Origin of the sequence: Flavobacterium sp. NPDC079362 (genome assembly GCF_050267765.1) — a bacterium.
In the GTDB taxonomy this organism is placed as follows: domain Bacteria; phylum Bacteroidota; class Bacteroidia; order Flavobacteriales; family Flavobacteriaceae; genus Flavobacterium; species Flavobacterium azizsancarii.
Genome location: NZ_JBNNFM010000004.1, coordinates 58,253 through 70,655, shown reverse-complemented (window position 1 = coordinate 70,655; position 12,403 = coordinate 58,253). Strand labels below are relative to the sequence as shown.

At 34.7% G+C, this 12,403-nt stretch carries 12 protein-coding genes; 1 reads left to right on the top strand and 11 read right to left on the bottom strand.

Features of this window, described 5'->3' with window-relative positions:
* Positions 1–44: 44 nt before the first annotated feature.
* Complete coding sequence (locus ACQKCJ_RS05825; protein WP_427401580.1) at positions 45–1,157, bottom strand: PepSY-associated TM helix domain-containing protein; 1,113 nt, start codon at positions 1,155–1,157, stop codon at positions 45–47.
* A 377-nt stretch (positions 1,158–1,534) separates the two neighbouring features.
* On the opposite strand from ACQKCJ_RS05825, the gene ACQKCJ_RS05820 reads away from it, so the two are divergent.
* A complete protein-coding gene (locus ACQKCJ_RS05820) occupies positions 1,535–3,937 on the top strand; it encodes a TonB-dependent receptor (RefSeq protein ID WP_427401579.1) in 2,403 nt (800 codons plus the stop codon).
* 172 nt (positions 3,938–4,109) lie between these two features.
* Here ACQKCJ_RS05820 and ACQKCJ_RS05815 read toward each other — a convergent pair whose 3' ends face one another.
* The 10 genes from ACQKCJ_RS05815 to ACQKCJ_RS05770 all read right to left on the bottom strand — a co-directional run bounded on the left by ACQKCJ_RS05815 (position 4,110) and on the right by ACQKCJ_RS05770 (position 12,394).
* Complete coding sequence (locus tag ACQKCJ_RS05815) at positions 4,110–4,544, bottom strand: META domain-containing protein (protein ID WP_271334229.1); 435 nt, start codon at positions 4,542–4,544, stop codon at positions 4,110–4,112.
* Positions 4,545–5,029: 485 nt separating this feature from the next.
* Positions 5,030–5,863 carry an SDR family oxidoreductase gene (locus ACQKCJ_RS05810; RefSeq protein ID WP_271334230.1) on the bottom strand — a complete coding sequence of 278 codons (834 nt, stop codon included), beginning with the start codon at positions 5,861–5,863 and terminating at the stop codon, positions 5,030–5,032.
* A 45-nt stretch (positions 5,864–5,908) separates the two neighbouring features.
* Positions 5,909–6,715, bottom strand: a complete 807-nt coding sequence (locus ACQKCJ_RS05805) for an AraC family transcriptional regulator (RefSeq protein WP_271334231.1) — start codon at positions 6,713–6,715, stop codon at positions 5,909–5,911.
* A 96-nt stretch (positions 6,716–6,811) separates the two neighbouring features.
* On the bottom strand, positions 6,812–7,318 hold the full coding sequence (locus ACQKCJ_RS05800; protein ID WP_427401578.1) for a 4'-phosphopantetheinyl transferase family protein: 507 nt from the start codon (positions 7,316–7,318) through the stop codon (positions 6,812–6,814).
* Complete coding sequence (locus ACQKCJ_RS05795) at positions 7,315–7,569, bottom strand: acyl carrier protein (RefSeq protein WP_271334233.1); 255 nt, start codon at positions 7,567–7,569, stop codon at positions 7,315–7,317. The genes ACQKCJ_RS05800 and ACQKCJ_RS05795 overlap by 4 nt, the downstream gene beginning before the upstream one ends.
* A 2-nt stretch (positions 7,570–7,571) precedes the next feature.
* Positions 7,572–8,846, bottom strand: coding sequence for a beta-ketoacyl-[acyl-carrier-protein] synthase family protein (locus tag ACQKCJ_RS05790; RefSeq protein ID WP_271334234.1), 1,275 nt, complete (start codon positions 8,844–8,846; stop codon positions 7,572–7,574).
* Positions 8,843–9,280: a 3-hydroxyacyl-ACP dehydratase FabZ family protein gene (locus tag ACQKCJ_RS05785; protein WP_271334235.1), complete on the bottom strand. Its 438-nt coding sequence runs from the start codon at positions 9,278–9,280 to the stop codon at positions 8,843–8,845. The genes ACQKCJ_RS05790 and ACQKCJ_RS05785 overlap by 4 nt, the downstream gene beginning before the upstream one ends.
* Before the next feature lie 223 nt (positions 9,281–9,503).
* Complete coding sequence (locus tag ACQKCJ_RS05780) at positions 9,504–10,556, bottom strand: type III polyketide synthase (protein ID WP_271334236.1); 1,053 nt, start codon at positions 10,554–10,556, stop codon at positions 9,504–9,506.
* Positions 10,553–11,266, bottom strand: a complete 714-nt coding sequence (locus ACQKCJ_RS05775; protein WP_271334237.1) for a methyltransferase domain-containing protein — start codon at positions 11,264–11,266, stop codon at positions 10,553–10,555. Before ACQKCJ_RS05775 ends, ACQKCJ_RS05780 begins: the two co-directional genes overlap by 4 nt.
* Positions 11,267–12,394 (bottom strand): NAD(P)/FAD-dependent oxidoreductase, encoded by a 1,128-nt coding sequence (locus ACQKCJ_RS05770; protein ID WP_427401577.1) that lies wholly within the window; start codon positions 12,392–12,394, stop codon positions 11,267–11,269.
* Positions 12,395–12,403 lie beyond the last annotated feature (9 nt).

Below are 12,403 nucleotides of genomic sequence, written 5' to 3'. Positions count from 1 at the left end.
AACCCGACAAGTTTTAAAAACTTGTCGGGTTTGCTGTAATATTATTATTTAGCTGTTTTTTTCTTCTTTCCTAACCAGATTAATAAACCCGTAATAGGTAATGTCAAAGCAAAAAGAGAAACTAAAAAAGCAAGTATTTTGGTTGGTAAACCATAAATGCTTCCGGTATGAATAGGGTAGTTCAGACGTTTTATTTTATCTCCGTTTGAAAAAGATTCGTAAGGTCTTGCTTCAATTTCCTTAGCCGTATATTTATCAAAATAAGCAGCACTGGATTGATTGGGAATTGTTTTTTCTAAATTTTCTTTCAATACCAAAATGCTATTGATTGTATCAACAGGCATCCTGATTTGAATGTTTCCGGTATACGGAAAAATACTGTCTGCTTTATTGTAAATGCTTTGATAAAAGGCCGTATTGTTTAGTTTAGGATCTATTTTTGTTGGATTTTTTACTTTCGCAGAAGGTCTCTTTGTTGTGCCGTCAGCCAGAAAATAAACTCCGTCCTGAAACCAGGAAAAAGCAAAGGATAATCCGGTTAGGGAAATAATCAATAAAATTAAAAAGCTGTAGAAACCAAAAGTCGAATGAAAATCCCAATTCACCCTTTTAAAAGAAGCGCCCCATTTTACAGTTAATCTTTGTTTCATGTTTTTAATCTTTTTTGGCCACCATAAAACAATACCTGAGATAAGCATGAATACAAAGATCAGGCAGGAAGTTCCCATAATAATTTTTCCAACATCGCCCAGCAATAGTTGTCTGTGCAAAGAAAGAAGAAAAACAAAAAATCTTTTTTCCTGAGGTGTTGTTGCCAGAACTTTTCCAGTATAGGGATCAATAGAAAAAAATTGGGCTTTTTTCTTTGTATCCTTCCCTAAGATTTGCATTGTACGCGCAGGATCATTAAAAGTGTAAATACGCGTTATTTTCTTTATATCATAGTGTTTCTGTAGTATATCCGTACAGTAATCAATGGTTTTTTTTGTGGTACCTATAGTTGTAACATTATAAAATTCAGGATGTATGGCAGTGTCGATTTCCTTTTCAAAAACTAAAAGACTTCCTGTTAATGCAGCAATAAAAACAATTAAACCAGAACCAAGCCCCAGCCATAAGTGGATCATACCAACAGTTTTTTTTAATCCTTTCTTCATACTATTTCTATATTCTAAAATTCAGCGACAAATTTATACTTATTTAGACTAATTCTACAGCATCTTTAGAAAAATAATTATGATTTAAAGACAGTTAAAGTGATGCTATTGGATGGGATAGGAAAGAAGAAAAGAGAATAATAATGAAACGTTACCTATTATTTTTTGTAATAATAAGTAATAACTATTGTATTGCGAAATTTAGAGTCACTCGTATATGTTCTAAGTAATTGATTTTTAATTAATTAATTTTTTGTTGCATAAAAAATTAACAGAATAAGCAGAAATAGTACTGCGTAAACGATTATTAATATTTACTTTTGCGCTGTTTTTATTTATTCTAAATAAAAACTAAACCTAACCAAATACCAAAATCAATGAACAATCTTAATTTAAGAACATCTAAGTTTTTACTTATTATTTGCCTTCTATTTTCAGTCTTTTTATCTTTTGCACAACAAACCGGCGGAAAAATAAAAGGAGAAATAACAACTTCCAACGGAAAATCGGCTTCGGGAGCAATCATTACTCTTAAAAACTCAAAGTATAAAACAACTGCAACTAATGACGGCAGTTTTAGATTGAATAATGTTGCAGAAAATATTTATACGATACAGGTTTCTTTAGCAGGTTATGAAACAATCGAACAACAAATTACGGTTGTAAATAATGAAAAGACTATTGTTAATCTTCAATTGAAGTTTTCAGGGAAAACGGATGAGGCACAAAACAATGAAATTTCAGAAAAAAGCGGTTCTCAGCTTGACGAAATTATTGTTTCAGCCAGCAGAAAGGTAGAAACGCTATCAAAAACACCATCTTCTGTTACGGTTATCAATGCTAAGGATATCGAAGATTTATCTATTGTGAGTCCAAACATTGCAAACATCGTGGCTTTTGCGGTTCCGGGTTTAGGATCAGCAACCAATAATACAGGGAATTACGGGCAAACCCTAAGAGGTAGAAATCCACTTGTATTAATCGACGGAATTCCGCAGTCAACGCCATTGAAATCAGCCGGACGAGAAATGCGTTCTATTGATCCTTCTGTAATTGAGCGTATTGAGGTTATCAAGGGAGCAACAGCTATATATGGTAATGGAGCCGATGGTGGATTGATTAATTACATTACGAAATCGGGTAAAACTCAAAAGAGATTTGCCGGGTACAGTGAAGCCGGAACTACAGGAAATATAAAAGGAGATAGTACGGCAGGATACAGGTTTAACCAACAGTTTTACGGAAAAATCAATAAATTCAATTATATGGTAGCCGGAACTTACGAAAAGACAGGCGTATTTAGAGATGGTGAAGGACAGGTTATATCTCCTGAATATGGTTTGGGAGAAACTAAAACGTATAATATTTTTACTAAGGCAGGTTATAATCTAACTGACAAGCAAAGAATTGAATTAATGTACAATTATTTTAGTTCCAATCAGGATTCTGATTTTATCCTAAAAAATGGTGTTTACGGCGTAAGTCCGGCAATTGGTGTTCTCGGGAACAGACCAGGAGTAGACGAAGGAACACGTTACAATCACAATGCAAATCTTCAATATGTAAACAAGCAGATTTTTAGGAGTACATCATTAACGGCTAATTTGTATTTTCAGGATTTCCTGACGATATTTTCTAACTCTGCCTTTTTCTACGGAAGCGGACAATCTCAAACGGCATCTGCTAAAAAAGGTTTGAGAGTTTACTTGAATTCTCCTTTTACAGTTTCTTCCAATTTTACAGGAGATGTAACTTATGGATTTGATTTACTTAATGATAAAACCAATCAAAAACTGGTTGACGGACGTGTTTGGGTACCTAATATCAATATGGTCAATTTAGCGCCTTATGCACAAATATCGACACAAATTTTTGGTGATTTTAATGTAAAAGCAGGATTACGTGCAGAAAATATTAAAATCAATATTGATGATTATAACACATTGGCAACAGGTGCAAACGGAGCAGGAAGTATTGCTGTCAAAGGAGGAGATCTTACTTATGATGCCTTTGTTTTTAATACGGGCCTTAGATATTCAAAATTTAAATTCTTCAATCCTTTCGTGAGTTTTTCTCAGTCTTTTTCTGTATTTGATCTGGGGCGTGTACTCACGAATGCTAAAGAAGATGCGATATCAAAACTACAGACAAAGCCTATCATCGTTAATAATTATGAAGGAGGTTTTAGCAGTCAGTTAGGGAAATTCAATTTGAGTGCTGCGTATTATTTCAGTACTTCAAAACTAGGAACGAATCTGGTTCAGGTCGATGGTTATTTAGTAGCTGAACGTTTACCGGAAAGAGTTTGGGGTTATGAAGTTCAGGCAGATTATCAGATTATAAAACAATTGACAGTGGGAGGAAATTATGCTTATGTACAGGGTAGGGGTGACAAAGATTCTGACGGACATTTTTACGGACCAACAGATATTTATCTAAAATCAAACAGAATCCCGCCGTCTAAAGTAACAGGTTATGCAAAATATGGCGATAAGAGATTAAATGTAGAATTGTACTGGATGATGGTTGGTGATCGTGACGTTTTTCAACCTAATGCCAAAGGAGCTTATGCAATTGGTGAAGGACCAATAAAATCATTTAATTTATGGAATGTAGCTACGGCTTACAGAGTTACAGAACAGATCAGGGTAAAACTAGGAATCGAAAATCTTTTTAATACAGATTATTATACCACAACATCTCAGTTTTATGGCACTAATGCTAATTATACCAGAGGAAACGGTTCAAGGTTCAATTTAGCACTTGGTTATAGTTTCTAAAAAGTAGAATTTAAAAAAATATTTTTTGTTTTTTTATTGGAGGTTTCTGGCGATCTTTTTTGTCAGGAACCTTTTTTATGTTTTTAAGAAACAACAATCCAAAAAAAATCCCTCAACATTTGAAATTGAGGGATTCTGTTTTTTTAATTGTCTTGATGTAAAGCAATCATAATTATTTAATTACTTTTTTGAATCTCATCATTGGGATGTCCTTCATGATCAAATTCAATTTTCCGTCTTTATCAATAGAGTAACTATCAATATCTTTAATAGTTTTTGTAAAAACCTGTTCTCCGCCACCTTCGCAATACATTAAAGTTGCAGGACCTTGTTCTCCAAAAGTAAGGGATTTTCCTTTTACTGTAAATGGAGCACTATAACCATTGCAACCAGCATTTCCAGAGACTTGTTTAGTCGCTTCATCAAACTTAATAAACGGTTTTTTATCAGGAAATAAACCTTCAAAAGCAATACGTGGTCCGGTAATATATTCCAGTTCCCAAGTTGTATTATAAAGATCAGCAGAGCTTGTTTTGTCTTTCATCGTTGTACAGGAATTAAAAGATAATGCTAAAACAGAAACGAATAGTAGTACGTAATTTTTCATAAAATAAGATTTTAAAACATAAATTTAAAGATTATTAATCGAATTCGCATCAAAAATGAGCGATTATATTTACTAACTTCTTTTGATTTTTTATTGTAATTTATTCATTGGAAGTTAATTTTTAAAAAAAAGTACAAAACCAATACAGCCATTCTAATTTTATGTTTCTATTTCGCAATAGAAATAAAAGGGCAATGAAATGTCCCGTTTGTAATTTCTCCTTTATCTCTAAGAGAGCAATTATTGGAAAAGGTTGGGTGTAAAGTCAAGTTTTTTTTCAAAAAAAATCTAAAATTTAAAGCAAAACCAGTAAAACGTTTGATTATTAAGACGTAAGGGTTTTAGCTTTGCTGCTTTTATATTTTTATTCTTTCATTATATTTACTGCTCTTCAAATTTCTGTTACATATACTGGAAAGGTCCTGAATTATTAGAAATTGAATTTGACAAGATATGTGATGTTATTTTTAGAACCATTTGCATTTTTATTTAAAATATTCAGGCATAAATTGATTTCTGAAAATTTTCATATATTCCTGATCTGATTTGCTGTTTCTTAAAGCAATCATAGGTTCTAAATCCGGTCCTGCAATGTAGCGCAAAGTATGACTTTGATCCGTTACGGCGCCATAAATAATTTTAGCAACATCAGAAGGCGTGGCAATATTTTCGTTTTCAAAAGAGGAGAATAATGAATTCATTTCATCCTGAAAAGGTTTGTAATCTTCTAAAGCCGGATCGAAAGCAAAATCAGTAGCAGCCCTTTCGTGGAAAGAGGTTGGCACATATCCAGGCTCTATAATTTTGACTTTGATGTTTTGGGATTCCAGTTCATAAGAAAGTGATTCAGAGAAACCTTCTATAGCAAATTTTGAAGCAGCATATACAGAAACCAAAGGAACCGTTATGCGTCCTACACCAGAAGTAACATTTACAATCGTACCTTGTTTTCGGTTTCTGAAATGAGGTAAAATAGCACGCGTAACATCCATTAAGCCAAATACATTTACCTCAAACTGTTCACGGATTTTCTCTGCCGAAATAGCTTCAAACAAGCCTTGCTGTCCATAACCGGCATTATTAATCAACGCGTCAATATGTCCAAATTTCTCTATTCCCTCACTAATTGCTGTTGTAATAGATGGCAAATCAGACACGTCAAGTCGTGTTACAAAAACATTTGAAAGGTTTTTTAGTTCGGTTTCTTTTTCAGGATTTCGCATAGTAGCAATAACATTCCAGCCTTGTTGAGCAAAAAATAAAGACGTAGCTTTTCCCAGACCGGAGGAAGCTCCGGTAACAAAGATTACTTTTTTCATAGTAAGAGTATTTATGTTTATTAGATTATTTCAAAGTAAACAGCGTCAAATTGCAGATGGATTAACGCCAAATAGTTTTTTAAAGGAATAAGAAAAATGAGAAATACTTTCAAATCCCACCTCGTGATACACGTCAGAAGGGCGTTTCTTTTTTTCTTTGATAAGATAATGAGCTTCTTCGAGGCGTCTTTTCTGTAACCAGCGATTGGGTGACATCTGAAAGATTTTTTCAAAATCTCTCTTAAAAGTAGCCAGACTTCTACCGGTTAAAAAAGCCAGTTTTTTTAAGTCAATATTAAACTTAAAGTTTTGTTGCATAAAAGCTTCCAGATCTATTTTTCCGGGCTGATTAAAATCGAAAAGGATATTTTTTAAATCAGGATTTATTTCGAGCAACAGGAGTAAAGCTTCTTGTTTTTTTAATGCAATTAAGTGCTCCGGAATTTTCGAATCGAAATAGGTAAGTAGCGTATCGTAGAAATTTTTAAGTAAAGCATTCTCTTTCAGTTGCAAAACTGCCTCTTTTAAGAGATAAGGTTTATCATAGACAACATGATATTGCTGACTGAATTTCTGCAAAGTATCCCTGTCAAAAATAATTGCAATTGATTTGAACGGTTCTTTTTCGTTGGGAATCTTGGTGAACTTTGAAAGAAAATTTTTTCTGTAAAAAAGTAAATCACCTGCACCAAAAAATCTTGTTTGTCCCGCGTCTGTAACTTTTAGATTTCCGGAAATAATATACGATAATCCATGTTCGATAATAAACTGTTCGCCAATAACCTTTTGTGTTTCATAATAAGAATAGACGATTCCGGGAAGTTGGTCGGTATGTAAAAATGTTTCTTTCATCACTACTTGTTTACAGTACAAAGATCAGTAAAATTTGCCTATACTGTTTTCGTGAGAAGCTCAAAATTACTTTATTGAAAGGCTCTTTCCTGCTTATTATTTATAACTAAGCGTAACCACTTTTTCATAACGCCCGTGATGACTGATAGAAACATCCTGAAGTATATTCGATGTAGAATGGGACAGATAAGGTATTCCGTTACTGTCTTTTACAATATCTTTTCTCACGATCTCAATTACATTGTTCAAATTGTCCGGACAAGTAACCGCAATACTATGCAAAACATCGGGAGTAATAATAGTTTTTGTGTAATAGATATTTTGCTCACAAATAACTTTTCCTGTACAATAATTAGGCTCTTTTGAGCCAATTGTACAGGCTAATTTTTTAGGGATATATTCCCTAATTTTTGTTTGTCTGTTATAGATTTTATAGGCAGCTTCTTTCATGCTCCAAAGTATCCATAACATCATCTCCGGTTCCGGATCATGTGTTATAAGCAACTGTTCGTCAATGGTAAAGAGTTTTTGCGCAAGACCTTTGCGTTGCCAATTGCTTTCCTTGCGGGATTGCAAGATATCTATAACATCATTGCCTATCATTTTTCGGCAAGCTTTGTTTCGATAATTTCTACTGCAGTTTTTACATCCAGCATTCGTTCCATATCAGTATTATCAATAACAATATCAAATGCTTCTTCGATATCCAGTACAATATCAACCAGATTGGCTGAATTTATACTAAGATCGTTTATGAAATCAGTATTTTCTGTTAGATTATCAAAAGCCTCTGTATTGGTAGTATAGGGCTTGATAATAACTTTTAGTTTCGCAATAAGTTCGTCTTTATTCATAATTAGTTTTTAAATTTTTTAAAGATAATACAGGCATTTACATCACCAAAACCAAAGCTGGCTTTAGCAATTATATTTAGATTCGTGTTTATTGTTTTTAACGGAACTTTCGAAGAATCAATTAGTGTTGTAATTTCCGGATTCAGATCTTCGCAATTCAGGTTACCAAATAAAAAACCTTCATGAAGCTGCAAAACGGTAGCTACGCTTTCTATGCTTCCGGCGGCACTAAGACAATGCCCGGTCATACTTTTTAAGGAATTAATGTACGGAAAATTATCCCCTTTTCGATTTAATGCTTTCGTCCAGTTTTCTATTTCCAGACTGTCTTTTGTCGTTGCTGTAAGATGACCGTTAATGGCATCAATATCATTTGCTGCAATACCTGCATTTCTCAATGCGCTCATAATGCATTCTTGTACAGCTTTGCTGTTAGGAGCAGTCATGCTTCCGGTGCCGCGCTGTCCTCCGGAGTTTACATTACCTCCCAGTATTTCGGCATAAATGGTTGCGCCTCTTTCTATGGCAGTATCTAAATCTTCTATTACTAATGCTCCTGCGCCACTACCGGGTACAAATCCTGCTGCCGAAGCACTCATGGGACGGGAACCGCTTTCCGGATCTTCATTATATTTAGAACTGCACACACGCAAAGCATCAAATCCAGCCCAAATATACGGACCGCTATCGCCAGTACTTCCTGCCAGTATTCGTTTTGCCTGTCCGGATTGTATGCGGTCATAGGCCATCATAATAGCTTCTGTTCCTGTTGCACAAGCAGAGGAATTGGTTGTGACCTGATTGCCAAGTCCTAATTTACCGCCAAGATAAGCGCTAATGCCACTGTTCATCGTTTGTGCCACTACGGTACTGCCAAGTCTTCGAACTTGTAATTCGTCTATTTTATAAATACTTTCGCGAAACTTATCAATTCCTGATGTTCCGGATCCAAAAATTGTTCCGCTGTCCCAATCAGGATCTTCATTAACTTCAGTTGATAATCCGGCATTTTTCCAAGCTTCTATTCCGGCAATTACGCCGTATAAAATACCCGTACTGTTAAACCCCCGCAATTCAAGTTCTGTAAAATACGCTGATTTTAATTCCTCTGAAATTTGTGGCTGACCTGCGATCTGACAAGAGAATTGCAATTCCTGCAATTGTGCATCGTGCCGAATTCCCGAAATACCATTTTTTAAGGAATGTGTAAACGCAGGAATTCCAACACCGTTTGGAGCTGCTACACCCAGACCTGTTATTACAACTCTTTTGTTCATAGTTTTGTGGTAATCATACCCGCCAAAATGCCTTTGCAGACTTCTTGTCCGGCTTCGTTTGTCATAATTACATCACACTTTAATTTACCAAATCTAAAAAAAGATTTTTGAGACGTAACCGTTACTTTTTCGTTAGGATAAACCGGTTTTAAAAATTGCATATCTGCAGATGTAAAAGCAATTACTGTATCCTTACTAAATTTTTCTCCCAGTAAATAGATTCCCAGGCAAACCATACCAATCTGAGCCATAGTCTCAGTTAAAATTACGCCCGGAGTTACAGGATTATCTTTAAAATGACCTTTATAAAAATCAAGATCTTCATTAAAAGTATACGTTCCGGTTATTCCGTTTTCATCGACTTGCAATAGCTCATCTACAAAAAGAAAAGGTTTACTGTAAGGCAGCTTTGCTAAAATATTTTTTAAAGTCATAGTTTGTTTCGTTTAATAAGTTGATGTTTAATTGAACGCAAATAAAACGGATTTACTTCGTAAAGACGCGGATAAAAACAGATTTCTTTTCCTAATTTGAAGCAAACGAAATTTCAATTTTTTTTTAAATCCGTTTTGATGTGCATCTTCGTCTGGCGAATCAGAAAAATTCACGTCTAATTTTATATAACAATAATCAAATTCCAAAATCAATTAGTTAATATTACCATTGTAATAAAACGCGTTGTGCCGAAAATCCAGGTCCAAAACTAAGCATCAATCCTCTTTCTCCCGACTTTGGTTTTTCATTCATAATACGTTCCAAAACATACAACACCGTTGCACTAGACATATTGCCATACTGTTTAAGTACTTCTTTAGTTGCTTCTATGTTTTTACCTAATCCTGAGAAAAGTGACTCAACAGTTGTAACTATTTTTTTTCCGCCGGGATGAAAAATCATATGGTCAATATCGCTAATCCCTAAATTGTTTTTTTGCAGGAAAGGATGAATAATATCTTCAAAATGTGATGCAATAGTATCCGGAACTTCAATGTCTAATACCATTTGTAAACCTGTGTTGGTAAGTTTAAATCCCATCATATGTTCTGCATCATAAAAATGATACATTTCCTCGGCTATTATTTCAGGACCGTTATCTTCTTCATGAGATGACAAAAGACAGCAGGCAGCTCCGTCACCAAAAATGGCGGCACTTACAATATTAGGCATCGAAAAATCATTGAGCTGAAAAGTTGCCGTTGGCGATTCGACCGCGATAACTGCAGCACGTTTACCCGGATTTGCCTTAAGGAAATTTTTAGCATATATAATTCCTGATATTCCCGCCGCACAACCCATTTCGGTTACAGGAAGCCGGACAATATCCTGTCTTAATTTCATTTTGTTGATTAAATAAGCATCTAAAGACGGAATCATAATTCCGGTACAGCTTACCGTAATAATATAGTCGATTGTCTGCGGATCCCAGTTTGCCTTAGCAAGTGCTTTTTCCAATACCTGCTCGCCCAGAATAATAACTTCCCGGCTGTAAATATCGTTTTTGTCTTCAAAGGATGTTGCTGTAAAAACTTCCGCCGGATCCATGATAGAGTAGCGTTTTTCTACGGCAGCACCTTCAAAAATTTTCTTCACTTTTTTTATAAAACGTTCGTCCTGACCGTGCAGCCATCCATCCAGTAACGGAAGTATATCTGCCGTGGTACGCGAATATTTGGGTAGTTGCTTTGCAACAGTAATAATTTTTACACTCATTTTTTAGCAATTATCCATTGGTAACGAAAAGCCCATTTCCAGTTTATGGTATAGTTTTTTAAATTCAGTTTTTTAGAGAAGTCTTCCAGTTCTTTTTTCTTGAATCCTCTCAAAATAGACACAAGTCCATCTTCACGAGACATCCTGTTTAAATTAAAAACAGCACATACTTTTTCAAAAAGGCGGTATGCTAATTTACTGCGATGCAGGTCATTAATGATTACGCCAACTTGAGCATTGCTATTAAAGGTAGTAATTATATCTATTATTTGCTCATTAGTAAAATGGTGCAGGGTTAGAGTACATAAAACAATATCATATTTCAGAGTACGAAAATCATCATTAAAAATATCGAAACATTGATATTCGATATTAGGAAATTCAGTCGACAATGTTTTAGCATAATTCACCGTATAAGCATTTGCATCTATACCAATAAGCTTAAAATTTAGATTATTTTTCTGTCCGTATTTCGCCAGCATGCGCAACATATCGCCATTGCCGCAACCAATGTCAGCAATTACTATTGGCTGTCTTGTATTGGCAATTTTTAGTAATCGTTTTATTCCGTGAAGCGTAAGTTTATTACCGCCTAATAATCGATTAATGCTGGCGATTTTATCCAATGCATCACGTAATTCTTTTCCCTGAAGAAAAAAATCATCCATGATCTCCGTTTCCTGTGTTCTATATTTTGTATCTACAGCCATTTAATTGATTACTATTGATTTGCCGTGTGTTTGTTTAATGATCGTGGGTAATAGTGCAGGCAAAGCTACCGTAATGGCAACCAGGGCATTTGTGATCGTTTTGTTTCTTAATACTTTTGCCAGGATTCTCCCCATAAATAAACGTTTGCCAAAATGTTTTTTCCATTGTTCTCTATAACCATTTTCTAATGCTTCTCTCGATTGTATCCTACCGGAGTAATAATCAAGCACCTGTTCTGAAGCTATTTTTGCACTATGAATCGCCATTGCCATTCCGTTACCACATAAAGGGTGAATAAGTCCAGCGGTATCGCCAATCATCAATATGTGGTTTTCTACAGCTTGTTTTTTATCAAAAGAAATTTGACTTATCGTTAATGGTTTATCAAAAAGAAGCGTACTGTTTTCTAAAATAGCCTTAAGATGTTTGTTTTTATAAAGTACATTAAGCTGATATTCTTCAATATTTTTGTATTGTTTAAAAGTGGCATAATCGGCGAGATAACAAATGTTTATAATGTTATTTTCTACCTTAGAAACACCGCAATAACCACCTTTAAAATTATGCAGCGCCACCACATCATTAGGGAATTCGCTGTAGTAATGTGCTTTAACGGCTAACCACGGCGACTTTTTTATAAAAAAATCACGGGATAATACCTGATCTATATTAGAGCGTTTCCCAAAAGCACCTAATACTATTTTTGATGATAAAACTTGGTCAGGAGTTGTAATGGTAAACAAATCATTATCGAAAGAAACGTCATTTACCATTTCTTTAATAATGACACAGCCGTTTGAGATTGCTTTTTGATATAAAAAATTATCCAGTTGATATCTGCTAATGCCAAAACCGCCTAACGGAAGATTTGCCGAGGCGACTTTTCCCTTTGAGGTACTAAACTCAAATTTGCTGATGTTTGCAGGGTGTAATTTAGAGATCTCGATATCAAGCCATTTAAGATAAGGCAGAATTTCGTTAGAGACATATTCACCACATACTTTATGGCGAGGATAAGATGATTTTTCTATTAATGTCACTGACAATCCTTTCTGAGATAGATGTAGAGCACTTGCTAAACCGGCAAGACCACCGCCTATAATTACTACATCTGAATTTGTTCTCATACTAAGCAA